Raw genomic sequence first — 26,436 nt, 5'->3', positions numbered from 1 at the left:
CTGTCGCCGAGAACAACGGGGGCTCGTTGCAGGAGTCCGAAACGTCTGTCCCACCTCGAACACCGCTACCGCCCGTCGGACAGACACGTCGTCAGCTGGTCGAACGTTGCATCGGGCACGTTTGCTTCTCGCTGACCGGCTGGAACCATCTCACTGATATCCCGCCCTATTTCATCTAGTGGGGCGGCGGTATCTCGGTCCGTCGGCTACTCAGGCTAGAGGCCGACCCGCTCAAATCACCCCGAGGCCTCGGCTTCTACCTTTATCACTCTAATCGCGATCCCTAGCACGACGAAAAGGAAGCGAAGCCGCCTTAAGAAAAGAAGCAAGAAGGTAAGAAACCTGATCGGCACCGCTCGGTGAAAGCTTATAACTCCGCCCCGCCCTATCAACTATTTCTATGAAATTGCAATTGCGCAGTGCTCCGCCAATATGCGTCTTAACCTCAACTATTGAGTCGTATCCGAGGCTGAATATACCGGCAATAGAGATTCTGTCCTTGAATATCTCCAATACCTGCCCTTTTTCGGTAAGTTTTAGTTCGCCGAGTCGATCGTTCGATTCAGAATTATCGCCCAGCCTCAGCCCCTTGTGAGGATAGGCTGAAATATACTTAGCGAAATGACGTTCAGAGGACATTTTTATTCTCAGAGAGGTACATAGAAGAAGTCACGACTTCCTCTAGTGGCAAGGCCATATCGAGAACGCAAGACGTCATAAAGCCGTGGGTTCGCGAGGGTGCCCTCAATTCGAAGATAGCGGGCCCCCTGCGATCGAGCCAGGTCTGCTAGAGCATTCACGCCCCCAGCAAGACTTGCGCCTGATGCTTCGACCAATTCGACGCGCACAATAGCTACCGGTCCTCTCACTGCTAACTTGGCCGTAAAAACTGATACGCCAGGAACCCGTAGGCTTGCTGCTGACAGGTTAGTAACTCGTGTCCTTCCGCCTAGCCCCAGCCGTCCTCCGTACATCGCCAGCATGACATCAAGCTGCAAGCCCGCGATCATCGCCTCTTGCTGGTTGAGAAGCTCAGTCTCAAGCCACACACAAGTATGAGGATCATTGCTACCGGCGCACGCTTCCAAGATACGTTGTTCGGCAATCTCTCGTCGCGCTTCTGCGCCAGGATCTTGGTTGGTACTCTCTCCCAGCGTGCCTATTTCGTTCCACATGTCGAAGTCGTCGAAGAATAGTCCGGTTGGGTCTGTTGCGTTCAACGGATCATTGCCGACGTAGGCGTATAGATTTAGGGAATCTTCGTACCCGATCGGGTCGGTCTGAAGGAAACGCCCAATCACCGGCGCGTAAGCTCTCGCCTTGTAGTGCCAAAGCGGAGGGGCTCCGGGCAGGCTCATCTGACCTGTGAAGCGGAACCGAGGCCCTGAATAGATGCCGCCGGCGGGCTGGCCATAAGCGTCGTAGACGTAGGGAGAACCCACGATCGTACCAGTGTTGTCTGCCATGGCGACCGTCGTGTTCTGGTGGTCGGCCTGGAACCACTGCCGTACGCCGGACGCCGTGACGGCCAAGGGTTCGTCGGGGCCGGGGCCGTGGGCGTAGCTGGCCGTGAGCGTTCCCGAGCCGTTGTATTCCGCCACCAGCTTGTCGCCGTCCCACAACCAGTCAGTGGTGACGCCGCCTGTGGTCACCCGGTGGAGCCGGCCTAGCGGATCGTAGGCCAATGTAAGGGTGGGCGAGCCAGTAATTGAGGTCAGGCGGTTCTCAAGGTCATAGCCATAGGTCAGCGAGCCGTCGCTGGTGAGGTTCTGACGAGCGTCATAGTTGAAGCTGGCCACGCCGACCGCCGTGTAGCGGTTGAGCCCGTCCCGAGTGTAGCTCTGATTCACGGTCGGCGGCGCATAGCGATAGGCCGAGTTAGACACCGAGCGCGTGATCGCCTGTCCAGCCGGATTGAACCCAAAGGCGTAGGTCACGTCGTTCGTCGTGCCAGCGAGGTTCACCGTCAGCGACCAGTCGCGGCTGTTGGCAGTGTAGCTCCAGGTGCTCGACCCGCCGCCCTTTTGAAGGACCGTGCGGCGTCCGAGATTGTCGTAAGCGTAGGCGCCGAAAAGGTAGCTCCCATCCGGCGAGCCCGCATTGTCCCACGTCAGGACCATGCGGTTGGCGAGATCCCAGTCATATTTGGCCTGAAGCACGCTGGATGGCCAGGTCAGCGACGTGCGCCGTCCAGCGAGGTCATAGGTCGACGTCAGAGTGCGGCCATAGGTGCTTTCAGTCAGCGGTCGGCCCAGCGCGTCCCAGGTCCAGATCACGGCATTGGTCGACGAGGTGCTATCATGCCGAGCCGAAAGGCGGCGACCGAGGTTGTCGTAGGTCGAGAAGACGTCGTTCGCGGTGCCGCTGCCCGGGACGGTCTTCGCTGTCTCTCGGTTCAGGGCGTCGTAGGTATAGGTGATCGTGTCGTTACTTCTTAGGCGACGCGACGTGAGGTTGGCGTTGGCGTCGTAGCCGTATGCTTCATAGTCGGTGGAGCTCGACCCTTGGGCACCCAGCGTGGTCGATGGGAAGTTCAGTTGCGAAAGCCGATCATAGGTGTCGTAGGTGTAGTTGCTGCGGTTTCGATTGGCGTCCTGCACCCAGTCCAGGTTCCCGTTTGCGGTCCATGCGTTGGCCCGCGTGGTTTGGGCCAGCGACGTCCCGTAGGCTGAGGTAACTAGCGTCAGCCGGTTGGCCGCGTCGTAGGTGTTCTGAGTGATGCGGTCGTCGCCGTACGAGCCGGCGGTCCCGAGCGTACAGGCCGACGAAGGGAGCGATCCATAAACGGCGGGGTTCATCCGCACGGCTGTGCAGGTGAGACGGTCGCCAGCGTCATAACTGTACTGCGTCAGGCCGATTGTGCCGGTTCCAACCACTTGGGTGTCGGTCACCTTGCGGGCCTGACTATCATAGGCCGTGTCCACGCGGCTGAGCTGGGTGAAGGCGGCGAAGGCCGTCTCGCTCTGGCCTGTAGTCGTGCCCTGTTGCGCCGAAGTGACCAGCCCGTCGGCGTCGTGGAGCGTCTTTGTCGCCGGGAAGGCCAGCGAGCCACCGCCGTCCGGGTCGGGAGCGATAACACCAACCTGACGCCGCAGAGCGTCATAAGCGTACCAAGTCGTGTCGGCGCTTCCGCTGAGCGGACCGTTCACGGTCTTGCGGTCGCCGCGCGCATCCCAAGTCGAGGTGGTCGTCGCCGTCAGGGAGCCGTCACCCGCACCGCTCGACGTGGTGACAGGCAAGAGGTTCGAGGCGACCGAGGCGGAGCCACTCTGATAGCCGGTGGTGGACAGCACCTCATCCGAAGTGCCGGCGCAGCCGGGGCTGGGCACCGCCGCCGTGGCGCAGGCCGAGGTCGAGATCGGCAACCAGATCGGCGCCGCCTGGGTGAAGGAGCCCGATGACGACGTGCGGTACCAAGCGGTGCCCTGGCTATAGCTCATGCGGGTCTGGGGCCGCACAGCGCCGGAAGTGGGGGCTGAGGGCGTCTCGGTCAGAAGGCCGCCGTGGGTGTTGTCCCACGAAAGGTCGGTGGTGGCACCACGCGCGTCCGTGATCGAGGTTGGCTTGTTGCATGTGACGGCATAGGTGCACGTCGTCGGATAGGTCGCCGTCACGTCCAGGTTAGGATCGGTGCTCGGCGATTTGCCGGTCTGGCGGCTACGCGTGATGTTGCCGCGCGCGTCGTAGGTGTACTCGATCCGATTGCCCTCGGGCATTTGGACGGCAATGACGCGACCCTGAGCGTCGTAGTCGAAGTCGGTGCGGTTGCCGACCGGATCGATGATGTAGTTGAGCCGGTTGATGGCAGTGACGTCGCCCGTCGGCCCGGGGTTCGGACCAATCCGCAGTCGCGACCGGTAGCGCGTCTGGTTGCCGTTGGGGTCAGTAACGGTGGTGTTCTGGAAGTTGAGGCCGGAATCCTCGAACAGATAGGTCCAGGCCGATCCGCCGTCGGAGTAGGTCGCAACCCGGCCGACAGTGTCGTAGGTCAGTACGGTGGACGTCCGCCCGCTTTGGGCCCAATCAATGGTGTTCAGCAGGTAGCCGCCGTCGATTCCGGGTTGGTAGACGTACCCCCTCGTCTGGCCGAGCGCGTTGGTGACGTCGACCCGCTTGTTTGAGCCCGCCGTGGAATAGGCATAGGTCGCGACCGGCCACGTCTCGGTGAAGCCGGAGCAGGCGTCGGCGTTCGGGTCGCAATAATCGACGGCGTTGTTGATGCCGCGCGCGCTGGTCAGCTCCTGGAATGATGTCAGTTGGGCGGTCGTCGTGGGCGTGCCGTTGAAGGCGTATTCGAACTTGATCTGATACCCGCGCGTGTTGGTGACCGACTGGACGCGATAGGCGTTCGTCGTCCCGACGGTAGCCGTCCGATAGTGCCAGTCCGTTCGCGTGCCATCCGGGGCGGTCATCTGCGTGATCTGTCCGCCGGGCCCTGAGATGGCAGATGAACTCCCAGAACTTGGGACCGCATAGGCCGTGCTGAACAGCCTGACCGTGCCGGAGGAGTCGACGTGGGTGTACTGGTTCGACCCGTTGTAGGTCAGCGTCGACCCGTCCTCGCTCTTGGCGGTCATGGTCGCCGTGGGCGAGTTGGTGCTGAGGTTCTGATAGAAGCCCTTCTGCCCGCCGATGCTGACGGAATAGGCCCAGATGTCGTAACCCGGGCCCGATCCGGCCAGCTCCACCTCGATCAGGCCGTCCAGGTTGCTGCGCTGGCTCTCGCCAGAGCTAATGCGGGTGTAGGACAGTCCACCCTGTTCCGGTCCGATCGTGACGTCGGTGGCAGAGTAGTTGTAGGTGCCTTGCACCACATCGATGTGGTTGGCATCGAGCGTGTAATGTTCCGGCGCCTGCGGCCCCTTGGCGGTCTGAGCCTGTGCCGAGAGCGCAAAGCCAAGAACCGCCAGAACGGCAACTAAGGCGACCGACGATTTCGCTGAAAGGTTCATGTCGCTTCCTCTCAGCTCAGGTCGATCGTGGCGACCACGTTCGGTGAGTAGACGGTCGTCGAGGCCGCATCGATGACGCGGCACCGCCAAGTCGCTTGCTTGGTCGGGGGCGTGGGATTCGAGCCCGTCCAGACCCATTCGGTCCAACTGGCGTTAGGCGTGTTCGGTTGAACCGTCGCCAGCCCGCTCACACGTTGCCACGTGAAGGAGTAGGGCGGCACCCCGCCGCTCACGAGCGCGGCCACCGGCGGGTCTTCTCCTGTGACGGGGCTGCTCAGCCACGTGGTGGCAGTGACGCCGACGGCGAGGGTCGACGGTGTCGGCGGACCTGGCGGCGAGGGGGGCGCGGGCGGCGTGCCGTTGCGTTGCACCTGTGTTCGGTTCCCGGCGGCATCGTAGACGTAATATAGGACGTCGCCGTTGTCGTAGGTGACGCTGGTCAGCCGGCCGAGCGCATCATAGGCGTAGACCTCCGGGTCCCTCGCCATTGCAGCGCGAGGCAGAAAAGCGAGGAGGGCGCCCCCTGCCAAAAGGCGTCCAAGAGTGGTTCGACGATCGTGTGACAAGAGCCCCCTCCATCAACCGCGTCTTCCCCTAATGGGCGCACGAACGGTGAAGCTCGTCAACTAACAGGCGAGTGCGCCAGGTTCGGTCGCAATCTGAGGAGAGGCCCACCAAAGGGATTCTCGTGTCTTTTCGACACCGACCGGTCGCACCGGCGAACCAAAGCCGCAGAACCGCATGATGGCGATGAACTAAGCACTTTCCGGCGGTGAGAGCCCGCAAGGCCGTTGAGAAGCCCTCGCCCAAGGTGGAAGGGCCGTTTCGACAAACGCTCGTTTGCCGAAACGCTAAGCCAGCCTCGGAGGGTCGATGAAGGCAGTCGCCTATTACCGCGTCAGCACCGCTGCGCAGGGCCGTAGCGGCCTCGGCCTAGAAGCCCAGAAGGCCGCCGTCGCCGATCTTGCCCGCCAGCGTGAAATGACGATGCTGGCCGAGTTCACCGAGGTCGAAAGCGGCAAGCGAAATGACCGGCCGGTCTTGGCGCAGGCCCTGCATCACGCCCGCATCACGCACGCTACCCTCGTCATCGCCAAGCTGGACCGCCTGTCCCGCAATGCGGCCTTCCTGCTGACGCTCCGCGATAGCGGCGTCCGCTTCCTTGCTGCCGATGTGCCTGATGCAAATGACCTGACTATCGGCGTGCTAGCCGTCATCGCCCAGGCCGAACGCGAGGCGATCTCCCGCCGCACCAAAGAGGCGCTGGCGGCGATCAAGCAAAAGATCGATCGCGGAGAGGTTCATGTCTCTGCCCGTACCGGCCGTTCGGTTCATCGTTTAGGTAATCCAAACGGCTCGATCGCGTTTGGCAGCCGAGTGGGTGACCTGACCCTTGCCCGAGAAGCCAAAGCTCTCCGCATTCGCCGACGTACCGCCGACATAGCCACTACAGTTCAGGCGATCAAAGCCAGCGGCCACACGAGTTCCTACGCCATCGCCATCGAGCTCAATCGGCGCGGCGTTGCGAGTCCACGAGGAGGATGCTGGTACCCATCAACAGCGGCAAGGTACGTCGGGTAAGCGCCGTCCGCGGACTTACGCGCTCCTCCAAGAAGGCGACGTTCATGCTCCTTAATCGTTGCATTGCCGCCGGTCGTGAAGGGCATCTGCAGTGACGCTCGGGATGAACGATTTCACTCAATACCGATCATTTCCCCGCCGGCTCAAACTCCAGTCGGTCGAGAACTGTTTCCAAAAAATTCTCGACGAAGAGCGTAGCCTGCCACTGCTTCTTACCCAGCATTCCCCCCAATTCGATTTGCCCATCGAGATGCCAAACACGCTGCAGCTCTTGGTTCGGAACCTCCCGATCGACATGTTCGTATACAGGGCGGAAGTCAGTCGCGTGGATGATCTTGTTGCACGCCTCACGGAGGCGCAGGTCACCGCCGTCCAGAACGCCGATGAAGTTCGCACCGTCTGTCCCACTCGCAAACTCGGTGTAGGCGTCAGGTGCAGCGTCGCTCATCACATCATCAAACGTCCGCACGAACACTGCGATATCGAGAAGCAGCTGGGATAGACGGGGTTCTGCCAAGCGATGGTGCAGGCTGAACATCGCGGAGGGTTCGACGGGATCTTCAGGTTCCGCCATTTCGTACTCGCCAGCCAGGGCAACGCTGGCTGACATGATGTTGAAGACATCGAAGCATTTAATGCGGCATGCCTCCCGATCGAGATAGTGAGGTTTGAGTTCAGCCTTTTGGTAGGGATTTTCCATGCGTCCCGCTTACGTCTTGGGCGCGTCGTCCGCAGCCCCTGCGCCAAGCTCTTTGGGCTTGCCAAAATTGTCCCGCCACCACCACGAAAGACTTACGAGGGTCGGCGACGCAAACGGTTGGTCGTCGAGGTGCCGGCTCAGCGCCACCTTTTGCAGATGTCTTCGCTTCAGGCGGACGAACTCTTGTTCCGGGATCGGCACCCCTATGGCGGCCGCGAGCCCCAACTGTGCCTCCACCTCTTTCAAACGGGCGGGATCATCGCCCTCTTGTCGAAGAGCGTCTCCCGCTGACTTTTTGACGCTGGCGTGCGCTTCGCAGGCCCGCCTGTGACTATCGGACCGCCCTTTCAGATCGAGTTTGAGCTGTGCCAACGTAGCAATAAAGATCGCCACGCCCATCAAGCCGGTCCAGATGACGGGCGACATCTCGAAGGGTGCAAGCAGTGCAGCGATTCTGGCGTCAGCAAACGAGAGGGCTAAGGTCCATGCCGAGGCGCTCAATATGATCAGATCGAACATGAAGGCTTGGCCCGCGTACTGATCCCGGAGGTGAGCGTGAGCGCTGCAACTCTGATCAGCGATCCGTTTGATGGTCTTGAGCCGTGTTGTCGTCGCGTCTTCTGTCACTCGCCCAGTCCGAAAAAGTCACTCCACCGATCGCGGGAAGCGGCCGCAGAGGCCGTACGCATCTGTCGCGCGATCCGACCGAGGGCGAGGCTGACATGTTGTCGTTGTTCGTTGTGAGCTTGGCCGAGGTCGGAATCCACATGGATCGACTGGCCGGTCGAATCCTTGATGGGCTCGAGGACCAACGTCCTCGCACGCTCAAAAAATGCCGGTAGCATCGCCGCAGTGGACTTGGTGCCGCTGTACCCTCGGAAGGCCTCGATCGCGAGACTTTCCACGTGATAGCCGCTCAGTCCCAGATCGGAATCCATACTGGCGAGTACAGCTTTTGCGAGCTTGATTGTCGGGACCAGTTTGCCGCCACATTCTCCGTTCCGCCGAACAAGAGCGTCGCGGAAATTTTGCGGGTTGACCGTGGACCATCCCTTTCCGTCGCTCGTCGGAATTGAGACCTTTCCGTCATCCCCGCGCATGGCCGGCAGCAACTGGACTTCCATGCCGTCCGCGAAGCTGACCGTGACGGCCATCCGGCCCACAGTCACCGTGGCGCCGGATGAAACCTCAGCAGCCATATTCGCGATCTTCCTGAGGGCGGCTCCCGGGGTATGCTCGGCTAGGTCGCTACCGTCGATGGTGATGAGGCAGTCAATATCGCTCAGACCATCGACGTAGGTGTGTTTGGCGACGGACCCTCCGAAGAGGCGCTCAATCGATCCGGAGTATTCGCCACAGAGCGCCTCGACGATCGGCTCGACCCGCTTTTCGACTAGCGCATAGTCGCGCTGATTGTAGCTGGCGAGCAGGGTCGCCAGCAGTTCCCCAAGTTCGGTTTGAAAGGCTTCGACCGCCGCGTCCTCGACGCTTGGGCGCGCCGGAACGGCGGAGCTGGACAGCCCTCGATAGTTGCTTCCTCCGCTTGAACTGCCGCCCATCTGTCAGTCCTCCAAGCTCTCGGAGAGACTGACCCACGCTTGCTGAAGCAGGGGGGCGTTCTCCCCGAAGTGGGAATAGTCCTCGGCTTGTAGGAACCGCCGCATCGCGCTCTCCAATTTCAAGAGGCTATAGTAATTGTGCGCCCACATGCGGGTCAGATTGACCTGCGTATTTTTGCGTGTGCTCAGCTCCACGGCTTCGAAGTTCTGAGGGTAGATGGCGCGGCCCGCGTCGAAGGCGAATTTGAGCCAGGCCAGTCCGTCGAAAATGTCGGCGCCTGCGATAAAATAGAGCGGGGCCGTCAGCGGATCCAAACTACCAAAAACGTGGATCGGCGTATCGCTTCCGATCGCGTCCAACGCGTAACGAAGACGAGCAACGGTTCGCATTTTCTCAAAAAGTGAATCGCCAAGCTCCTTATCTGTGACGCCGATGATTGGGTATTGGACCAGTCGCGGCAGATGCGGCTTGATGACCTCAAGGCTTACGAAATCACCACCGGGGTCAGGCTTGATGAGAAACTCTCTCAAGAGACCATCGCGGTTAGGAAATAGTCGATCAGCTCGATCCAGCTGTTGGTCCAGCGACATGGGATGATCCGGGTGATCGAAGCTCACGGCGACGACCGGTTGATGCAGCGGAAATTCCTCCAGCACGTTCCGGTAGGCCTCTTCGTTCCAAGGAGTGTTGTCGACGCCCCGACGGTCTCCATGTTGCGCCGCTTGGGCGTCGCGGAGGGCCTCGTAACCGCCGCTGTCAAGAAAAATCACCGGCGCGAATTCTGGGATTTCAACCAGACGATAGAAGATGTCGTAAGCGCTGATCAAAGTGGCGCCTGACAAGAGCTCCGGAAAAAACCGGGGCATGGAGTCAGGTACAGCCGGAAGGCCGCTTTTGCTCGACAGAGCGGGCAAAAGCATGGGCGTCCGTCCGCCCGCGATGCCGGTGATAAGGCGCTTTTTTGCTAGCATTTGAGTGATGCACGGTCCTGACAGGACAGGCAGGTTCCACAAGGCGTCGCGCCCGCTTCACAGCTGTACGTGTTCTCGACGGCCAAGCCGCTCTCTTGGAAGACGCGATACACTTCAGTCTTCGTCCAAGTGACGAAGGGGGCGGTGACGGCGACCCTGCTGTCAGTCTGCTCCTGCACGAGCTGGTTGATCGCTTCGATGAAGGGCACCGAGCAATCATAGTAGCGTGTTCCAGCATGCACGCCGATCCCCACCAGTCCGGCGCGCGTGCCGAGCTCGAAGACACCGAGCGAAATCAGCAAGGCATTTCGCCCCGACAACTCTCCCTCGCCGAGCGCATAGGACGGCCCTATCGACCGCACTGTGAGGTCAATGCCGAGCGTCTTGGCGACAGCGGTGGACGCTTCACGTTCGCGCGACGCCGAAGCCTGTCCGAAATCCACAAACAGCCCGGACACGGCCAGCCCCTGCTGCTTGAGCACATAGGCGCATGCCGCCGAGTCCAAGCCGCCGCTGAGTAGCACCAGTGCTGTGGTCACAATCATCCCCCCCGAGGGGGCGACTATGCAGCTTGGGGTTTATTCTCGCAACGCCGCCTACTTTACAGCTGTGGGCGAGCATTCATGCATAAAACGCATTAGAGACTCAAGCACGGCCCGGAACGCTGGAGACTGCTCCGCCAAGTCAGATAGCTCCGCGAGGTTGCCCTGAGCGACGTACCCAGGGATCAGGCACTCAAGTGGCTCTATATATTTGTCTATTTTGGATATTTTTCCATGACGGAGTCGCCAGACGGTCGACTGATTTGTCCCGAGATGTTCGCTGATCTGACGGTCATTTAGCCCGCTCTTTTCGAGAAGGATTTTGACGCGCTCCTGATCAATGCGGGTGGCCATGGCAGGTTTTATGCAATATTCTGCATAGAACGCAAGGAGAGCGATTCGTGCAACTCGTCTGGGCTGGGGCTGGCGACAGCGCTCATCGTCTCGTTCTTCCTGACCCTCACGAACCTGTTTTGGATTGCGTGCCGTGGGGGCGCCCCGAGGAGCCCATGACCCCCGCCTACTGGGCGGTGCGGTGCGGCTGGGAAGACGCCGATCAACCGGCGTTCGTTTCCGAGGGCGGCTCGCTCGTTGAGGAGGCTGCTTTCTGCCTCTTAGGCGGCTTCGGCATCACTTATGAGGTCAACGCCGCGGCGTTTGAACGACTCAGAATGGAAGGTGCCTTCCAACCGGGCGCGAGGCCGAGCGAAACTTGGCTCCTTGAGCGCCTGCTGGAGCCACTGGACGTCGCCGGTCGACGCATCCGCTACCGCTTCCCCAATCAGCGCGCGCGACGCCTCGCGGCCATGCTCTCAAGTCTGGATAACATCGACGCCGCAAGCTTCACCGCCCTCGAACTACGAGACTATCTCCTTGGGCTCGAAGGCGTGGGTCCGAAGACGGCATCCTGGATCGTACGAAACATCCTTGGCAGCGACGAGGTGGCGATCCTCGACATCCACGTCATTCGGGCATGCACCGCGATGCACATCTTTCCGCAACAGATGACCCTGCCGAAGGACTATGAAGTTCTCGAGCGCCGGTTTCTGGAGTTCGCCTCGGCAATCCAAGTGCGGGCGTCAGTCCTCGATGCAGTCATGTGGACCGAGATGAGAGCAGGGCGAAGCCCCTTGGCCGCATAGCTAGGCTTAAGGTCTGAGTGAGCCTAGGATCGGGGCCCGACACAATGTGAGGCTGATATGGGCGGAACGACACCCCCGGACACGACGCCCCCTCCCGGCGATCCGAAGCCGACCTGCCCGCCAAAGGTGATGGTCACCATGCCTAACCCCGGGGGCCTCCACGAGGGCGATAAGCTTGCGCTTCTGCTGGAGGGGGCGAGCCAACCCATTTTGGCGTTGGCTACCCTAGACGGAATTCGGCTCGGCCCGGTTGCAGGGGTGCCTGAACTGAAGAAGTTGATCGAGTGCCTGAAAGATCAGGTGCTCTATGCAGCGTACATAGAGACGATCAGTCCGGGCTTGCTGACCTGTGTGATCACTCGCCAGTACGGATGATCGTCGCAGGCGGCATCTATTCGGAGGTCTGCGTTGCCCCCCCTTCGACTTCGCTTTTCGGATCCGGAGGGCGGGCCGCTCTAGCCTTGACCGGCCTCATAAAGGCGGTTGAGCTGCACGCTTTCCAACCGGCGCGATTGGCGGACGAGGTCTATCCCAACTTCGAGCCCTTCGGGGTGGACGTGCACCTGTATCCGTCCTCCGACCGCGTACACTTTCACTATCTGCATCCTTTGGCTCGGCCCCGCATCTCGCCCATCCCGCTGCCGGCTGCCGGGTCGGTCGGTGTTCAAGGCAAAGCGATCCTCAGGTTTGGTTGCCTTGAAGGCGACTTCCGGGTCGTGGGAGAAATGGCCGTCTATGATCCCCAGACCGCCGTCGCGCCCGTCCCTTTTCGGGCCAACGGTTCGGCGGCGAAACGCTTGGCCATCGTTCTGAACCGGGCCGAACTCCGGGCTGTGACGGCGGTCTCGGATATGGCTGCGGCAGCACAAAGTCTTTGTGAAAAAGACGGCGCGGAAGTCGCCGTGGTGAAGGCCGGTCCCAATGGCGCCTACGTCTTCGAATCTGGAATTCTGATTGGTCAGATCCCCGCCTACGAAGCTTCCGCGATTCACAAGGTTGGCTCGGGGGATACATTCAGCGCCGCTTTCGCTTACTACTGGATGCACAGTGGCCAATCGGCGTTGGAATCGGTCCGCCTCGCCTCTCTCCACACCGCTGAATATGTGGAAACCCGGAGGGCCGTCTTCAGGGCCGATGTAGTTGAACGTCAGCCCCTGGTACGGGCGCCCGGAACATCGGCTCTGGTCGCGTTAGGCCGTCATGGAGCCTCCGGGCAATGGCTCTTGGATGAAGCCATGAGCGGGCTGTGGGACCTCGGGGTAGATGCGCGCGTCCACGAGGGCGAACTGGCTAACGCCCCAGAAAGTCTTCGGGACGGCGAGGTTCTCCTCCTCCTGGACCCGGGAGCGCGTGCAGGACCAGTCGCGAAGAAGTGCGTGCCTAAGGGACAACGCGTCGTCGCGTACTGTGAAGCGTCTCTAGGCGAAATATCCGCCGCCGCCGCAACGGTATTGGACGTAAAGGCGGAGCTGGCCGCAGCGCTGTATGCCGTCGCTTGGGCCCCTGTTGGCATGCGCTAGTCATTTTCAGGCGTCAGCGCCGTTCTCGTAATAGGCCAATATACGAGGCAGATCAGACCGCAGGATGGCTGTGTCCACCACCAGCTTGCGATCTGAGCCCAGCACGGATTCGAATGCATCATATTCAGCGCTAGCGAGGTCGATCCTCTCAAGAGGCAGGTGCTGACCCCAACGGCCGTAAAGTGTCCCCGCGCCGTGGACGGCTGCGTTCCTCACCAGTGCTTGAGCGTGCTCATCTATGCTGTCGAATGGGCTCGGAACGCCTCGCCTAATAACCCCCCGCAGGTTCTCGCTGCCGTGGCTGTAAAGCCAAACGCCAGCCTCGTGCATGGATACGTATTCCCAACCTAGACCGGGCGGGCGATGGCCGGCGGTCGCGAGTTTCCGGGACCTACGCTTGGATTTCGTCAATCGGCGATCAAGGCCTACCGCATAGCCCGCGCACCCAAGGCCAACGAGAACGCATAGGACGCCGAAGGCGACTTGCCACGGCCCGGTCCAATCCGCCCATTCCCAGCCCATCGTCTCCAACCCCGCTCCAATGGCGGGAGGGGCTGCAGCGATTGTGAATGCGGCGATTGAGCCGTAGCCGACTCGCTGGCGTCTCGTGAACATTCACAAGCTATAGCATGGGCTCACAACTGCCGGTGCGAGAAGCCGGATGATAGGCACCCCTAGCGCTCGCGGTTTTAATTGGTCGCCTCGCTTCGCTCGACGACGGTCCTTCGGACCCTCTCCTGAGACTCTTTGAAGTACCCTTTAGGCAATACTCCATGATCAAGGCCGGATAAGGTTGGGCGACATCGGCCGCCCATGGCGTCGTCGGAGAATCGCCGCACAGTGTTCGGCCGAAGGGTCGAAATGCTTAACCTGTCTGACACGCTTGCCGTTATCGGAGCCCTCGGCCTTGGGGCGCTTCTTGATGTCGCCATCCGTCCGCAGATAAAGGCCCGTTTTAGCTCGTGGCTGGCGCAACTTGCCTCCCGGATCGGGGGCGTGAACTACGGCGGCTCAGCCTTTCTCGATCGCTGGTTCGGCCCGTCAGTTCTCTCTTGGCGGGCAGTACCACGGTACGTCCTAATCTCCCTGACATCGATTGCACTCTCTTACGGCTTTGCCGTAATGACATCCGGGCCTCACGTGCAGCCCTTGATCACGATCTTTCCCGGCCGAGTAACAGGTCTGGGCGTTGTGATCGTGCTAGTGTGCCTAACCGCAGCCGTTGTCGGCGACATCTTTTCCTATGCCCAAACGCGATTGTTTGTTCGGGCTATCGACCAGTCCCGGTCGGCTATTGTTTCCCTAGCCTTGGTCGCGGCGGATGTGATCGTCAGCCTTTCCATCTTCTTCGTCACCTTCTCCGTGGCCCGGCTGATCTGCGTTCTGCTGGTTCTGCAAATCACGCCGGTCCAAGTGTTGAGCAAGACTGACACGTACGCGCCTGTTCAACTCGCGGCAGCTCTCGCCGAGGCCGACGTCGAGGTGGGATCGGAGAATGAATCGGTGACTGCGTTCGCGATAGCTATCGCGAACGGTCGCACAGCACCGGAGCTCCAACGCGTAGCCGATTGGCAGCGCAGGGGCGTGGCGGCTCAGTTGGAAGATCCAAAGTCGATTCGGCAAGTAAAGTTCACTGCGCATCGAGCCTGCGCGCCTGGCACCCGGGAGGGTAGGGTCGACGCTGGGACTGCCTTGACTGCGTCACAGGAGTTGTTCGAGGCCGTCATGGCTGAGCAGGCCCAGCGAAAGCCGGTTACGGCGGATATTGGCAAAATCAGCGAAGCAATGTCTGACGATTACTATGCGAGGGCGGCGCTCGCCCGCCGGGCAAACGACGGACGATGTTTTATGGATGTGACGGCGGTGCGCAGCAGCATTGATGCCGCTGATCTTGTCGGGGCAGCCGGCGTCCACAATGCTTGGTGGGCCGCATTCGAGCGAACCCTCTATGACGCTTATCAGGTCGTCGGTTTCAAACTGGCGCCTTACGTAGGGTTCGACCCCTACTCGTCCGCGCCGGCCTACTTCGGATCGCTCAACCTCCAGCTCCAAAACTCCTTCTTAGGAGCCTTGCCGATCGACCGGGATCGCGCGTCGATTGTCAGCTATCTCAACGACCCGATCATTCCACCCAAAGGGCAGGTCAACGTTCCTTTCTCGCCGATGGTCGCATCGGCCTTGACGACGTCCGGGTTCCTGATCGCCTATCTGCTGACCCTCGCGCTGGCCGCGTTCAGGGGACGTGTAATGCGCGTGATTCGCTACCTCATGCCGGCGCTCGACTTGGACCGGGCAGTGTTTACTTCCTTATCGGTGGCGTTGGCGTCGATCTTCCTGCTTTTCACCGCCCTGATCTGGACGCTGCAAACCGTTTGGCGGTTGATCCTGGGGTTCCTCTAGCGAGGCAGCCAGCCACGGGCGGTGCCGATCCTACGGCTTGTCGGCGCTACCGTTGGTGCGGCCGTCGTTCATGTCATATCTAGGCGATGGCCACCTACACCCCCTTCCAGCGCCCTCTCGAAGACCTCACCGTCGATGACCTGAGTCGACTGACCACCACCTCCGAGGGCTGGTACGTCGAGTACAAACGCGAAGTCCCCAACGCCACGTCCATCGCCAAGTCGATCTCGGCCTTAGCAAACACCTACGGTGGTTGGCTGTTTTACGGCGTCGAGGAAGCTTCCAAGGACAATTCGGTGGCCGGGTCTTTTCCTGGCGTACCGACCATCGAAATGGACGCCAACCTTCAGCGCATCCGACAGGCTGTGGCCGGACATCTCAACCCTTCGCCGCACTTCGACGTCAAGGTCCTGACGGGCCCGCACGATGGTGGCCTCGCGGCGGACCGGGGCGTGATCTGCATCTACGTCCCACGCAGCTTCGCCGCGCCCCATGTCCACCGATCCGGGCAAATCTATCGACGGGTCGGTGATGGGTCCGAGCCTCGGCCCGAGAACGATCGCCATCTCCTCGACCAACTATTTCGTCGTGGCGACGAACTGCGCAAGGATTTCGAGACCTGGGTCGAACGGGACCCCGAATTCTCGAAGGGTGAGGAGGAAGCGCCCTATCTGCGCTTGATGATGGTGACCGATCCGTGGCGCGATGAAGATCCTTGGCTCGAGATCGACTCGTCCGAGCTGCGCGAGATTTTCAACGTCTCGCGGGGCGTAGTCAGCTCAGTCCCCTTCGAGACACTTTATACATCCGCCAACGGATTTATCGCGCGTCAGGTCAACGTCAACGATCCACATAATCTCGGACTCACTTGGCGCTTCCGTCAGACCTTGGTCAGTGACGTCATTGTTCCGTTGAACTTCTATGCTGTCGATCAAGCGTGGCGCCTTGAGGAGCACCTCGAGGGATACGAGCAGGCCTCCTCGTTTATAGCCTCTCTAGAACGCCGGAACTATGCCTCCCCGCGCGTGGTCGACCTCAACATGCTGTTCAACCTGCTTGTTGGTGTTGTCGAGATTCAGCGCCGCCTGCTGGCACGGGCTGGGTGGACGAAACCCTACTATATCAAGGCCCGGCTGCTGAACGTGTGGCGCACCGTCCCTTTCCTCGACATCCGAGCAGTGCTCGACCGTTTCGAGGCATTCGGACTTCCCCTGTGCCTGGACGAGAAGGTGACCACGCCGCCGGGAACTGGGCCGGAGTCGTTCGACGAAATCCCGCCGTTCGAAGATGTCGAGAGCGAGTCCGTGCGTGTGCTTCTCCAAACGCTAGCTCTCTTCACGCCGATTGCCCGGGCATGGGGTCTCCCCGAGCATCTCGGGCCGGACGTCCAGCCTCCCTACTTCACGCAACTTCAGCAGGCGGGCATTCGGGCCATCGCCGTTCAGGATCGAAAGAACGCAGCCCACAACGACGGCTGATGATTTGAGGTTCGCCATCTACCCTTTCTGGCGCTCTTTTTCGCACTGCTCGCCTAACGACGCGGCTGTGATCTCTGCCCCTTGGCGGAGGAGACCTTCGTTGCGTGAGAGGTCATCAAGACCGCATTTTCCGGCCAGACCGCGGTTGCTTTTGTCGAAGCGCAGCGGAACGCGCTGAGCGGCCACCTACCATCCAAATCTCGGGCGCAAGACCTGTGCATGGAGCGCTTCTTTTCGTGCCCCCAACGATCAGGCTTGGCTTTGAATTTCGCCTTTCCCTCTCCATGCACTTCCACAAAGAGCGGATGCGGATCCTCGATCTTCGCATACTTGGTGTCCCACGAGAGGATCACATTCGACCGCGACTGACTCCGGTCCAAATAGTGATAGTGCCACCCCACAGGGCCATGATGTTCCCGAAGTAGGAAGTCCTTACCGCCAGGAAGGCCGACAACGAACTGGACAACTGCGACCGGAACTCTTTCCAGCAGAGGCACGCGTTTCACCGGCTGAAGATAGCCGCGTGTGATCTTCCGTGTCGGGCCATAGACCAGCTTGCTGCCGAGCGATTGGCTTCCGATGCCCCGTTGCTGGCGATCAGCGTTTGAGAGTCTCAGCCCACGAGAAAGCTCTGCCAAGAGGTGCTCGGCCAGCGCGCGATTTTCCCAAGCCGGGTGCTCTTCATTCGCTGGCAGCGGTCGCCACGGGCCATCTACATCGTGAGACTCCCAGCTCTGAGTGCTGGCCTCCTTCAAGACTTCAATCAGGTGGAGACCCAGAGCAGTGTGCTGACGCATAAGGAATTCCGGCGAAGCAATGGCGGCCTACGTAGCCTCCAGCTTGACTGGAACCCCGACCCTTTAAAAGTGATCTCCTCGCGTCGCTCGTCGATGGTCCTTCGGACCCTTTGCGAGACTCTTCGAAGTGCCCTTTAGGCAATACTCTATGATCAAGGCCGGACGGGTGTCTGGCCAAGGGCTGGTAGGGTGTGTTGTTCCGAGGGGAGCGGCTGCCGCCGAGTTTATGGATTATCCCGGACGTTGCCGGGACAGGCGCTCAAAAACTGGGAATGATGGTGTTGTGGACATCGGCGTTGTCGAAGTCCGCAAGGGTTTTGACGCCCTTGTATATGTAGCGTCGGACGCCCGAGAAATCGTAGACGTCACGGGCATCCTGGCCGTTTGCACGGCGGTATTCAGGGTCGCCCGCAATCCACGTGGCGACGATCAGTTCGGGCACGGGGATCGGGCAGGGATTGGCCTTCAATTGCAACGAACCCTCGGGCACGCCGACGATCATGTGGGTGTGCAGGCCGTCGTTGAACGACCGCTCCTGCGTCGCCATCGTCGCCAGCATCATGGTCCGACGACGCTTGTAGGCGGTGCCGAACAGATTGCCGTTGACCCGGTGCATTGTCTTGGCGACCTCCGCCGAGAAGGCGAGGTAATCCAACCGTCGTTTCGTCGTGAGAGTGATGAAGTACCGATCCGGGCAGCCGGCGATGAACCGCTCGACGTTGGGGAGTCGAAGGTGGGTGTCGGAGCGGTGATTTTGGGAGGGCACGGACGCAGGGCGTGGGTGCCCAACGGTGACGTTGGACATGGGTGTGGAATGACAATTGGGAGAGTGAAGACGCACGGTTATTGGGCGGCTCAGGAGAACCTTAGTGAAGTTGGATTGTGAGGGGTGTGGGGAGGTACGTGAAAACGTACTGCAACTCTCGAATTATAGCCGATTTCGCCCCAGAAATCTCAATAAATTCAACAGTACCGTCGTTTTTCTTCGATCCGCTTTCGTTTGATTAATCGAAATAAATCAAGCGGTTATGATCGAGTTTCCGCATTCGTAATGCGGGGGTCAGGTGTTCGAGTCACCTAAGCGGCACCATTCTTCCATCGACCCGATCCGGGCGTGAACAACGCCGGCGCGAAGGTTCCAGGCGCTTCGCCACTGGACGACGCTGTTCGCACGCCGTAGCTAATCAGGCCGTACCGGAGCGTAGAATGTCGCAGCGCCTCAGCGCCCGCCAGGAAGAATGCCTGAGGCTCACCGCCTTCCTGACCGACAAGGAAATCGCCGTCCGGCTGGGCCTGTCCGAGACCACGGTCAAGAAGCACGTGCACGAGGCCTGCCGCCGGCTCGGCGTCAACCGGCGCAAGGCCGCGCTCGCCCTCCTGGAACGAAACGTACCAGAGCCGAAAGACCCCATTGGCGACGCCGGCGGTTCCACCGTTGATGAATCCCTCGACAGGGAGTCAGACCATGGCATCGAACAGTACGCCGCTTCCCCACTGGACGTGGGAGGATCTGGAGGCCGCGCTGGACAGGTTCAGCCCGATGGGACGGAACGATCCGGTCCGCAGCCATCTCCTCAGGGGACTGGCGGACGACGCGCAGCGGTCGGACCCGAGGGAGCTGCTGCAGCAGGTGTTGAGCGCGGGCTGGGTGATGGCCCAGGTGGGAGCCCAGAGCGGCGCTTCGGCTACCGCCCACCGCCACGAAGCTGGGCCGTCCGTCTCCTGATCCTGTTCGTCATCATCGTGGTGACGGCGGTGATGCTCAAGGCCGTGGCCGACCTGATCCTCGACTATGCGGGACAGGCCCAGGAAATCGGCGAGGCGACCGCCTTGCCGTCCGGGGGCGGTGAGTAGGGCCGCGGCAACTATGGGCCTGCCGGTTCGGCAGGATCGTCGGAGAAACCTGGACGCCGTCGACGGGAGCGCCACATCACCTCGCCCTTCTACATAGCCTTGCAGGTTCTCGCCCTGCTTTCGGTCAGCTGCGGCTGGTTGAGAGGCGGGCATCCCGAGCGTTTCGGCGCGCTGGTGCTCCTCGTCGACTACCTGGCCACGACGCTCGGCGCCGAGTTGAATATCCGTCAGCTCGCTTCCGTCTCGGTGACGCAGGACGTCGTTGTCTTGCTGGTCTTTGGCTGGCTGGCCCTCAAAGCCGATCGATGGTGGCCGATCGCGGTGACCGCCTCGCTGGCGTTGTGTGTCCTGGTCCGCGTCCTGGGGTTGGCGAACCCGGAGCTGTCCAGGTACGCCATCCTGTCCGCCCTTCTCGGATTCTGGATTCTTCTTTACGTCGTCGTCCTCGGCGGCGCCGCGGAGCGCTGGCTGGCGGGGGAGCGGGCGGTCAGCGAGGACCGGATCTGGAGACGCCGGTCGCCGCCTCGCCCTTCGGAGGGAGCGGCGACATCACGACAGGTCTGATCGCCGGACACATCGTCGCTTGCCGGTCCAGGCGAGCGATGGCGGGCCGGCGAGCCGGCGACGACCTGGCGCCGCCGCATTCCCACGTCTTGAACATATAAACATATCTTTATATGTCTGGCGGCCGTTTCCGCGCTCCAGGAGTCCGCCTTGGCCCGTTCGTCCTTCCTGTTCACCTCCGAAAGCGTCTCGGAAGGACATCCCGACAAGGTCGCGGACCAGATCTCCGACGCCATCGTCGATCTGTTCCTGTCCAAGGATCCCGAGGCCCGGGTGGCCTGCGAGACGCTGACCACCACCAACCGGGTCGTTCTGGCGGGCGAAATCCGCGGCAAGGGGATCATGGACGTCGACGGGGCCTGGGCTCCTGGCGTGAAGGACGAGATCGAGGCGACCGCGCGCAGGGTGGTGCGCGACATCGGCTACGAGCAGGATGGCTTCCATTGGGAGAAGTTCGTCTTCGAGAACTATCTGCACCCGCAGTCGGCCCATATCGCCCAGGGCGTGGACGCGGCGGGCGACAAGGACGAGGGCGCCGGCGACCAGGGCATCATGTTCGGCTACGCCTCGAACGAGACGCCCGAGCTGATGCCGGCGACCCTGCAGTACAGCCACAACATCCTGAGGAAGCTGGCCGAGGCCCGCCACGCCGGCCGGGAGCCGAAGCTCGAGCCCGACGCCAAGAGCCAGGTGACGCTGTTCTACGAGAACGGCCGTCCCGTGCGGGCGACCTCGATCGTGCTGTCGACCCAGCACGCGCCGGGCCTGTCATCGGATGACGTGGCGGCGATCGTGAAGCCCTACATCCGCGAGGTGCTGCCCGACAGCTTCATCACCAACGAGACCGAGTGGCATATCAACCCCACCGGCTCGTTCGAGATCGGCGGACCCGACGGCGACGCCGGCCTGACCGGACGCAAGATCATCGTCGACACCTACGGCGGCGCGGCCCCGCACGGCGGCGGGGCCTTCTCGGGCAAGGACCCGACCAAGGTCGATCGCTCGGCCGCCTACGCCGCCCGCTATCTGGCCAAGAACGTCGTGGCCGCCGGCCTGGCGGACCGCTGCACCATCCAGCTGAGCTACGCCATCGGGGTGGCGCGCCCGCTGTCGGTGCACGTCGACCTGCACGGCACCGGCCGGATCGATCCGGAGATTCTGGAAGCCGAACTGCCGAGGATGATCGGCGGGGCCACGCCGCGCGCCATTCGCGAGCATCTGGGGCTGAACCGACCGATCTACGCCCGCACCGCCGCCTACGGCCATTTCGGCCGCGCGCCGGACGCGGACGGCGGCTTCTCGTGGGAGCGGACCGATCTGGTCGACCGGTTGAAGGCGCTGGTCCCGGGATGAGGGGCGAACAGGGCATGGCCGCCGCCGGCTCCTTCGCCCCTCGCCCCCCGTTCCCCGCCCCGCTATAGGGCGCCCATGTCTTCCGACCCCGACGCTCCCTCGCCCCCGACCCGGGGTCCGCTCCGCTCGTTCGGCCGCATCAAGTCGCGCGCGCTGAAGCCGCGCCAGGCGGCGCTGTTCGACACCCTGCTGCCGGCCGTCGCCGTGCCCGATCCGGCGGCGGGGCCGATCGATCCGGCGACGCTGATGCCGGAGGCCAGGGCGGTCTGGCTCGAGATCGGCTTCGGCGGCGGCGAGCATCTGGCCGAACAGGCGGCGCGCCATCCCGATACGCTGATGATCGGCTGCGAACCGTTCCTGAACGGCGTCGGCTCGGCCCTGCGCCACATCGACGAGCGGGGGCTGAAGAACGTCCGCATCCACGCCGACGACGCCCGCGCCGTCATGGCCGCCCTGCCCGACGCCTCGCTGGACAGGGTCATGATCCTGTTCCCCGACCCGTGGCACAAGGCGCGCCACAACAAGCGGCGGCTGGTGCAGGATGAGCTGGCGGTCGAGATCGTGCGCCTGCTCAAGCCGGGCGGCCGGTTGCGCTTCGTCACCGACTGGAAGGACTACGCCGACTGGGCGCTGGAGCGGTTCGAGCGCACGCCGGGGCTGGAATGGACGGCGGACCGCGCCGACGACTGGCGCGAGGCTCCGGCCGACCACGTCGTCACCCGCTACGAGGAGAAGAAGCTGGGCGACACCCCGCCGATCTTCCTGGACTTCATTCGGACCTAGACCTCGCCCGCCGCGAAGGCGCGCAGGAAGGCCAGCTGTTCGTCGGTCTCGGGCACCGGCCGGCCGCGCGCCCGGCCGACGCGCAGGATGGCCTCGTCGACGTTCATGCCGCCGGCGATCAGGGCGCTGATGGCCAGGGACGGAGCGCGGCCGAGGCCGGCGTGGCAGTGGACCACCAGCGCCTGCCCGGCGCGCAGCCGCCGGTCCATGGCGTGGGCCACGCGGCGGTAGTGCTCGACGTTCGCCGGCACCCCGTGGTCGACGATCGGAAAGTTGTAGAAGCCGACGCCGTGCCGCTCGCAGATCGCGGCTTCGTCGGCCAGACCCAGCTTCGCGGCCTCTTCGGGCTCCAGCAGGGTGACGACGTGGTCGACCATGCCGTGCGCCAGCTTTTCGATCTGTCCGTTCAGGGCTTCGCCGCCGTCGGGCTTGCGCGACACCCCGAGGCGGCCGGGCGTGTCGATACCGATCCAGTAGACTTTCATTGAGGACTGTTCTGGCGGGGCGCGGCGGTGTTGGCAATGCGTCCCGCGGTCCTCGCAACGTCAGGGGCTGACAAACCCCGTTCGCGGGTCTATATGCCCCCTCACATCGTTAGACCGGCGTCCAACGGCGCCGTTTGAAGCGGCGGCCCCTGGAGGCCAGCCGCTTTTGTTTTGTCTGGACCGTGGCCGCCTCCCTGGCGACCCGAATGAGAAGTGACTTGAAGGCCAGGACCGTCGAAGACCGCGCTCTGCTGGAGCTGATCGAACCCGTGGCGGAAAGCCTCGGCCTCGACATCGTGCGCGTGCGGCTGATGGGCGGCACCCTGCGCCGGCGGCTGCAGATCATGGCCGAGCGGCCGAGCGACCACGATATCGCGGTCGAGGAGTGCGCCCGGCTGAGCCGCGCGGTGTCCGAGGTGCTGGACGCCGCCGACCCGATCAGCGGCGAATACCTGCTGGAGGTGTCGTCGCCGGGCGTCGACCGTCCCCTGACCCGCCAGAGCGACTTCGACCTGTTCGAGGGCCATGAGGCGCGGCTGGAGACCGATCGCATGATCGAGGGCCGCAAACGCTTCAAGGGCGCCATCGCCGGGACCGAGGGCGAGAACATCGCCATCGACCTGGACGGGGAGGCGGACACCGCCCTGATCCCCTTCGACTGGCTGGTCGACGCCAAGCTGGTGCTGACCGACGAACTCCTGAAGGCGGGCGCCGAGAAGCGCGCCGCCCGTAACGACAACACTGAGACCGAGGACTAGACCATGGCTGTCGCCGGCGTTTCCGCGAACCGACTCGAACTGCTGCAGATCGCCGACGCGGTCGCGCGTGAGAAGAACATCGACAAGGAGATCGTCGTCGAGGCGATCGAGGAGGCGATCCAGAAGGGCGCCAAGTCGCGCTACGGCGCCCACCACGACATCCGCGCCAAGATCGACATCAAGTCGGGCGAGCTGGCCCTGACCCGTCACGTCACCATCGTCGAGGACGACTGGCAGCCCGAAGACGAGCTGGAGGAGTTCAACGACAGCGCCATGGTGCGCCTGAAGGACGCGCTGAAGCGCGACCCGGAGGCCTTCGTCGGCAAGGAATACGTCGAGAACCTGCCGCCGTTCGAGTTCGGCCGGGTGCAGACCCAGATGGCCCGCCAGGTCGTCATGGGCAAGGTTCGCGACGCCGAGCGCGCCAACCAGTACGAAGAGTTCAAGGACCGCGTCGGCGAGATCGTCAACGGCACCGTCAAGCGTGTCGAATACGGCAACACCGTCGTCGATCTGGGCCGGGGCGAGGGCATCATGCGCCGCAACGACTCCATCCCGCGCGAGGTGTTCAACATCGGCGACCGGATCCGCACCTACATCTACGACGTCCGCGCCGAGGCCAAGGGCCCGCAGGTCATGCTGTCGCGCTCGCACCCCGGCTTCATGGCCAAGCTGTTCGCCCAGGAAGTGCCCGAAGTCTACGACGGCGTCATCGAGATCCGCGCCGCCGCCCGCGACGCCGGCTCGCGCGCCAAGATGGCCGTGCTGTCCAACGACTCCTCGATCGATCCCGTCGGCGCCTGCGTCGGCATGCGCGGCTCGCGGGTGCAGGCGGTCGTCGCCGAGCTGCAGGGCGAGAAGATCGACATCATCCAGTGGAACCCGGACGAGCCGACCTTCATCGTCAACGCCCTGGCCCCGGCCGAGGTGTCCAAGGTCGTGCTGGACGAGGAAGCCGACCGCGTCGAGGTGGTGGTGCCCGACGAACAGCTGTCGCTGGCCATCGGCCGCCGCGGCCAGAACGTCCGCCTCGCCTCGCAGCTGACCGGCTGGCAGATCGACATCATCACCGAGAGCCAGGACTCCGAGCGCCGCCAGCGTGAGTTCAGCGAGCGCACCGCCCTGTTCCAGGAAGCCCTGGACGTCGACGAGGTCATCGCCCAGCTGCTGGTCACCGAAGGCTTCGCCACGGTCGAGGACCTGGCCTTCGTCGAACCCTATGAAATCTCCGACATCGAGGGCTTCGACGAGGACACGGCGGAAGAGCTGCAGGCCCGCGCCCGCGACTTCCTCGACCGCCAGGCCGCCATTCTCGATGCGAAGCGCAAGGAACTCGGCGTCGAGGACGGCGTCATGGAGGTTCCGGGCGTCACCGGCGCCATCGCCGTCGCGCTCGGCGAGGGCGGCGTGAAGACCGTCGAGGACCTGGCCGACCTGGCCACCGACGAGATCCGCGGCGGCTACGAGGTCAGGAACGGCGAACGGGTCAAGGTCCCGGGCGTCCTCGAGAGCTTCAACCTGGCCCAGGAAGAGGCCGAGATGCTGATCCTGCAGGCGCGCGTGGCGGCCGGCTGGATCGACGCCTCCGAACTGCCCCAGCCGGAGCCCGAGCCCGAATACGAGGAAGAGGGCGAGTACGACGCCGAAGCGGTGTTTGCGGCCCCTGAGGACGAGGGCGGGGAAGAGGCGGCGCCGGAAGGCGACGAAGACGAGGTCCCCGCCGGGGACTCCGAACAGCCCGAAAACGCGTGATGGGAGACCGGGCCCTCCATGAGTCTGCGCGAAGCGACGATCGATAGGGAACGCCGCGACCTGGTCACCCACCAGGTCATGGATGAATCTCGCCTGATCCGCTTCGTCGCCGCTCCGGACGGCACGGTCGCCCCCGACTTGGCGCGCAAGCTGCCGGGCCGCGGCCTGTGGGTCGCGGCCGACCGCGCCTCGCTCGAGGCGGCGGTGAAGAAGAACCTGTTCTCGCGCGCGGCCAAGGCCCCGCTGAAACCGGCCGCCGACCTGCCCGATCTGGTCGAAACCCTGCTGGTCCGGCGTTGTCTGGACCAGTTGGGCCTTGCCCGGCGCGAAGGCGTGCTTATCTCTGGCTTCGAAAAGTCCCTGGCCAACGTCCGGTCGGGCAAGGCCGCGTGGATCATCGAGGCGGCGGACGGGTCCGCCGACGGCCGCGGCAAGCTGCTTTCGCTGGCGAAACACATGACGCCGCCCCCGAAAGTCTGCGGCGCCTTCACGGCGGACGATTTGAGTTTGGCCCTCGGGCTGGAAAATGCGATACACGCCGTCCTGCTTGAGGGCGGGCGGGCCGATCGCTGGACCTTCGAGGTCGAACGACTGGCGGGATTTCGACCGCTTCTGCCCCCGGAGTGGGGCGAGAGGCCGGCTGAGGACCCGGACAAGGATTTGAGCGGGCGGGGTTCTGCTCCCTGATCAGGGGGCGGGGCGCCGCACGATTTTTTGTGTTTGAACGAGACGATGGCGGATATCCCGCCGTCCCGAGTAAAGCGACCGGATGACTGACGAGAACGACAAGACCAACGACGGCCCGCAAACCCCGACCGGGACTCCGTCCCAGACGGGGCCGCGCGCGCCGCTGAGCCTGAAGCCCCGGCAGGCGGGGTCGGTTTCGACCGGCACCGTGCGCCAGAGCTTCAGCCACGGCCGCACCAAGACCGTGGTGGTCGAGACCAAGCGCCGCGTCGGCGCGGTCCCCGGGCATCAGCGCCCGCAGGGCTTCGATGTCGCGCGTCCGAAGACCGAGGCTCCGGCCGCCCCGCGCCCGACCGCTCCGTCCCGCGACGGCGGCGGCCTGTCGGCGTCCGAGCAGGAGGCGCGCCGCCGCGCCATCGAACTGGCCACCCGCCAGAACGCCGAGCGTGAAGCCGCCGCCGCCGCCGAACGCGCCCGCAAGGACGCCGCCGCCCGCGAGCAGGCCGCCGCCGCCGACAAGGCCGCCAGCGCCGCCCAGGCCGAAGCCGCCGCCGCCC

At 63.0% G+C, this 26,436-nt stretch carries 25 protein-coding genes; 13 read left to right on the top strand and 12 right to left on the bottom strand.

What is annotated here, in order from left to right; translation table 11 throughout:
* Nucleotides 1-270: 270 nt before the first annotated feature.
* From VEB62_RS03690 to VEB62_RS03680, 3 genes are read right to left on the bottom strand one after another with little or no spacing between them, the layout of a single operon-like run.
* The gene (locus tag VEB62_RS03690) at nt 271-639 is read right to left on the bottom strand and encodes a hypothetical protein (RefSeq protein WP_324795545.1); all 369 of its coding nucleotides are present in this window, start codon (nt 637-639) and stop codon (nt 271-273) included.
* Between the two features lie 8 nt (nt 640-647).
* Nucleotides 648-4,952 (bottom strand): RHS repeat domain-containing protein, encoded by a 4,305-nt coding sequence (locus tag VEB62_RS03685; RefSeq protein WP_324795542.1) that lies wholly within the window; start codon nt 4,950-4,952, stop codon nt 648-650.
* Between the two features lie 11 nt (nt 4,953-4,963).
* Nucleotides 4,964-5,440 carry an RHS repeat domain-containing protein gene (locus VEB62_RS03680; protein ID WP_324795541.1) on the bottom strand — a complete coding sequence of 159 codons (477 nt, stop codon included), beginning with the start codon at nt 5,438-5,440 and terminating at the stop codon, nt 4,964-4,966.
* A 385-nt stretch (nt 5,441-5,825) separates the two neighbouring features.
* On the opposite strand from VEB62_RS03680, the gene VEB62_RS03675 reads away from it, so the two are divergent.
* Entirely contained in the window at nt 5,826-6,533 is a 708-nt protein-coding gene (locus VEB62_RS03675; protein WP_324795538.1) for a recombinase family protein, read from the top strand.
* Nucleotides 6,534-6,660: 127 nt separating this feature from the next.
* On the opposite strand, the gene VEB62_RS03670 is transcribed toward VEB62_RS03675, so the two are convergent.
* The 6 genes from VEB62_RS03670 to VEB62_RS03645 form a co-directional block, all read right to left on the bottom strand.
* Complete coding sequence (locus tag VEB62_RS03670; protein ID WP_324795535.1) at nt 6,661-7,233, bottom strand: hypothetical protein; 573 nt, start codon at nt 7,231-7,233, stop codon at nt 6,661-6,663.
* 9 nt (nt 7,234-7,242) lie between these two features.
* Nucleotides 7,243-7,752, bottom strand: coding sequence for a hypothetical protein (locus VEB62_RS03665; protein ID WP_324795532.1), 510 nt, complete (start codon nt 7,750-7,752; stop codon nt 7,243-7,245).
* 104 nt (nt 7,753-7,856) lie between these two features.
* Nucleotides 7,857-8,792: a CBASS oligonucleotide cyclase gene (locus VEB62_RS03660; RefSeq protein WP_324795530.1), complete on the bottom strand. Its 936-nt coding sequence runs from the start codon at nt 8,790-8,792 to the stop codon at nt 7,857-7,859.
* 3 nt (nt 8,793-8,795) lie between these two features.
* Nucleotides 8,796-9,659 carry a hypothetical protein gene (locus VEB62_RS03655; RefSeq protein WP_324795527.1) on the bottom strand — a complete coding sequence of 288 codons (864 nt, stop codon included), beginning with the start codon at nt 9,657-9,659 and terminating at the stop codon, nt 8,796-8,798.
* A gap of 98 nt (nt 9,660-9,757) precedes the next feature.
* Entirely contained in the window at nt 9,758-10,303 is a 546-nt protein-coding gene (locus VEB62_RS03650) for a 7-cyano-7-deazaguanine synthase (protein ID WP_324795525.1), read from the bottom strand.
* A gap of 57 nt (nt 10,304-10,360) precedes the next feature.
* Nucleotides 10,361-10,660, bottom strand: a complete 300-nt coding sequence (locus VEB62_RS03645) for a helix-turn-helix domain-containing protein (RefSeq protein ID WP_324795522.1) — start codon at nt 10,658-10,660, stop codon at nt 10,361-10,363.
* 155 nt (nt 10,661-10,815) lie between these two features.
* Here VEB62_RS03645 and VEB62_RS03640 point away from each other — a divergent pair, with 155 nt between their 5' ends.
* The 4 genes from VEB62_RS03640 (at nt 10,816) to VEB62_RS03625 (ending at nt 16,846) form a co-directional block, all read left to right on the top strand.
* Nucleotides 10,816-11,448 (top strand): 8-oxoguanine DNA glycosylase, encoded by a 633-nt coding sequence (locus tag VEB62_RS03640; RefSeq protein WP_324795519.1) that lies wholly within the window; start codon nt 10,816-10,818, stop codon nt 11,446-11,448.
* A 461-nt stretch (nt 11,449-11,909) separates the two neighbouring features.
* Nucleotides 11,910-12,968 (top strand): carbohydrate kinase family protein, encoded by a 1,059-nt coding sequence (locus VEB62_RS03635; protein ID WP_324795517.1) that lies wholly within the window; start codon nt 11,910-11,912, stop codon nt 12,966-12,968.
* Nucleotides 12,969-13,829: 861 nt separating this feature from the next.
* Nucleotides 13,830-15,368, top strand: coding sequence for a hypothetical protein (locus VEB62_RS03630; protein ID WP_324795514.1), 1,539 nt, complete (start codon nt 13,830-13,832; stop codon nt 15,366-15,368).
* An 86-nt stretch (nt 15,369-15,454) separates the two neighbouring features.
* The gene (locus VEB62_RS03625) at nt 15,455-16,846 is read left to right on the top strand and encodes an AlbA family DNA-binding domain-containing protein (RefSeq protein ID WP_324795511.1); all 1,392 of its coding nucleotides are present in this window, start codon (nt 15,455-15,457) and stop codon (nt 16,844-16,846) included.
* A 53-nt stretch (nt 16,847-16,899) separates the two neighbouring features.
* On the opposite strand, the gene VEB62_RS03620 is transcribed toward VEB62_RS03625, so the two are convergent.
* Nucleotides 16,900-17,643 (bottom strand): hypothetical protein, encoded by a 744-nt coding sequence (locus VEB62_RS03620; RefSeq protein WP_324795508.1) that lies wholly within the window; start codon nt 17,641-17,643, stop codon nt 16,900-16,902.
* A gap of 259 nt (nt 17,644-17,902) precedes the next feature.
* Nucleotides 17,903-18,448: a hypothetical protein gene (locus tag VEB62_RS03615; RefSeq protein WP_324795505.1), complete on the bottom strand. Its 546-nt coding sequence runs from the start codon at nt 18,446-18,448 to the stop codon at nt 17,903-17,905.
* 401 nt (nt 18,449-18,849) lie between these two features.
* Between VEB62_RS03615 and VEB62_RS03610 the strand changes: the two genes are divergently transcribed.
* The 4 genes from VEB62_RS03610 (at nt 18,850) to trmB (ending at nt 22,197) form a co-directional block, all read left to right on the top strand.
* Entirely contained in the window at nt 18,850-19,497 is a 648-nt protein-coding gene (locus VEB62_RS03610) for a helix-turn-helix domain-containing protein (RefSeq protein ID WP_324795503.1), read from the top strand.
* A gap of 99 nt (nt 19,498-19,596) precedes the next feature.
* Nucleotides 19,597-20,061, top strand: coding sequence for a hypothetical protein (locus VEB62_RS03605; RefSeq protein ID WP_324795499.1), 465 nt, complete (start codon nt 19,597-19,599; stop codon nt 20,059-20,061).
* A 150-nt stretch (nt 20,062-20,211) separates the two neighbouring features.
* Nucleotides 20,212-21,414: a methionine adenosyltransferase gene (gene metK / locus VEB62_RS03600; RefSeq protein ID WP_324795496.1), complete on the top strand. Its 1,203-nt coding sequence runs from the start codon at nt 20,212-20,214 to the stop codon at nt 21,412-21,414.
* A 75-nt stretch (nt 21,415-21,489) separates the two neighbouring features.
* Entirely contained in the window at nt 21,490-22,197 is a 708-nt protein-coding gene (gene trmB / locus VEB62_RS03595; protein WP_324795493.1) for a tRNA (guanosine(46)-N7)-methyltransferase TrmB, read from the top strand.
* Here the strand turns inward: trmB and VEB62_RS03590 are convergent.
* On the bottom strand, nt 22,194-22,682 hold the full coding sequence (locus VEB62_RS03590) for a protein-tyrosine phosphatase family protein (protein ID WP_324795491.1): 489 nt from the start codon (nt 22,680-22,682) through the stop codon (nt 22,194-22,196). The genes trmB and VEB62_RS03590 overlap by 4 nt on opposite strands.
* Nucleotides 22,683-22,900: 218 nt before the next feature.
* On the opposite strand from VEB62_RS03590, the gene rimP reads away from it, so the two are divergent.
* From rimP to VEB62_RS03570, 4 genes are all read left to right on the top strand, one after another.
* Nucleotides 22,901-23,440 carry a ribosome maturation factor RimP gene (gene rimP / locus VEB62_RS03585; protein WP_414641977.1) on the top strand — a complete coding sequence of 180 codons (540 nt, stop codon included), beginning with the start codon at nt 22,901-22,903 and terminating at the stop codon, nt 23,438-23,440.
* A 3-nt stretch (nt 23,441-23,443) separates the two neighbouring features.
* Nucleotides 23,444-25,192, top strand: a complete 1,749-nt coding sequence (gene nusA / locus VEB62_RS03580; protein ID WP_324795486.1) for a transcription termination factor NusA — start codon at nt 23,444-23,446, stop codon at nt 25,190-25,192.
* 18 nt (nt 25,193-25,210) lie between these two features.
* The gene (locus VEB62_RS03575; RefSeq protein WP_324795483.1) at nt 25,211-25,879 is read left to right on the top strand and encodes an RNA-binding protein; all 669 of its coding nucleotides are present in this window, start codon (nt 25,211-25,213) and stop codon (nt 25,877-25,879) included.
* 82 nt (nt 25,880-25,961) lie between these two features.
* Nucleotides 25,962-26,436: translation initiation factor IF-2 associated domain-containing protein (locus VEB62_RS03570; RefSeq protein WP_324795481.1), on the top strand; the 475-nt coding region annotated here is incomplete at its 3' end.

Source organism: Brevundimonas sp. (assembly GCF_035626975.1).
Classification (GTDB): Bacteria; Pseudomonadota; Alphaproteobacteria; order Caulobacterales; family Caulobacteraceae; genus Brevundimonas.
The sequence above is the reverse complement of the archived record's forward strand: the minus strand, read 5'-3'. Positions and strand labels throughout refer to the sequence as shown.

Excerpts from the sequence above, each read along its gene's own strand:
- VEB62_RS03690 (WP_324795545.1), bottom strand. The coding sequence starts at position 639 with ATGTCCTCTGAACGTCATTTCGCTAAGTATATTTCAGCCTATCCTCAC.
- VEB62_RS03685 (WP_324795542.1), bottom strand. The coding sequence starts at position 4,952 with ATGAACCTTTCAGCGAAATCGTCGGTCGCCTTAGTTGCCGTTCTGGCG.
- VEB62_RS03680 (WP_324795541.1), bottom strand. The coding sequence starts at position 5,440 with ATGGCGAGGGACCCGGAGGTCTACGCCTATGATGCGCTCGGCCGGCTG.
- VEB62_RS03675 (WP_324795538.1), top strand. The coding sequence starts at position 5,826 with ATGAAGGCAGTCGCCTATTACCGCGTCAGCACCGCTGCGCAGGGCCGT.
- VEB62_RS03670 (WP_324795535.1), bottom strand. The coding sequence starts at position 7,233 with ATGGAAAATCCCTACCAAAAGGCTGAACTCAAACCTCACTATCTCGAT.
- VEB62_RS03665 (WP_324795532.1), bottom strand. The coding sequence starts at position 7,752 with ATGTTCGATCTGATCATATTGAGCGCCTCGGCATGGACCTTAGCCCTC.
- VEB62_RS03660 (WP_324795530.1), bottom strand. The coding sequence starts at position 8,792 with ATGGGCGGCAGTTCAAGCGGAGGAAGCAACTATCGAGGGCTGTCCAGC.
- VEB62_RS03655 (WP_324795527.1), bottom strand. The coding sequence starts at position 9,659 with ATGCCCCGGTTTTTTCCGGAGCTCTTGTCAGGCGCCACTTTGATCAGC.
- VEB62_RS03645 (WP_324795522.1), bottom strand. The coding sequence starts at position 10,660 with ATGGCCACCCGCATTGATCAGGAGCGCGTCAAAATCCTTCTCGAAAAG.
- VEB62_RS03640 (WP_324795519.1), top strand. The coding sequence starts at position 10,816 with ATGACCCCCGCCTACTGGGCGGTGCGGTGCGGCTGGGAAGACGCCGAT.
- VEB62_RS03630 (WP_324795514.1), top strand. The coding sequence starts at position 13,830 with ATGCTTAACCTGTCTGACACGCTTGCCGTTATCGGAGCCCTCGGCCTT.
- VEB62_RS03625 (WP_324795511.1), top strand. The coding sequence starts at position 15,455 with ATGGCCACCTACACCCCCTTCCAGCGCCCTCTCGAAGACCTCACCGTC.
- VEB62_RS03620 (WP_324795508.1), bottom strand. The coding sequence starts at position 17,643 with ATGCGTCAGCACACTGCTCTGGGTCTCCACCTGATTGAAGTCTTGAAG.
- VEB62_RS03615 (WP_324795505.1), bottom strand. The coding sequence starts at position 18,448 with ATGTCCAACGTCACCGTTGGGCACCCACGCCCTGCGTCCGTGCCCTCC.
- VEB62_RS03610 (WP_324795503.1), top strand. The coding sequence starts at position 18,850 with ATGTCGCAGCGCCTCAGCGCCCGCCAGGAAGAATGCCTGAGGCTCACC.
- trmB (WP_324795493.1), top strand. The coding sequence starts at position 21,490 with ATGTCTTCCGACCCCGACGCTCCCTCGCCCCCGACCCGGGGTCCGCTC.
- VEB62_RS03590 (WP_324795491.1), bottom strand. The coding sequence starts at position 22,682 with ATGAAAGTCTACTGGATCGGTATCGACACGCCCGGCCGCCTCGGGGTG.
- nusA (WP_324795486.1), top strand. The coding sequence starts at position 23,444 with ATGGCTGTCGCCGGCGTTTCCGCGAACCGACTCGAACTGCTGCAGATC.
- VEB62_RS03575 (WP_324795483.1), top strand. The coding sequence starts at position 25,211 with ATGAGTCTGCGCGAAGCGACGATCGATAGGGAACGCCGCGACCTGGTC.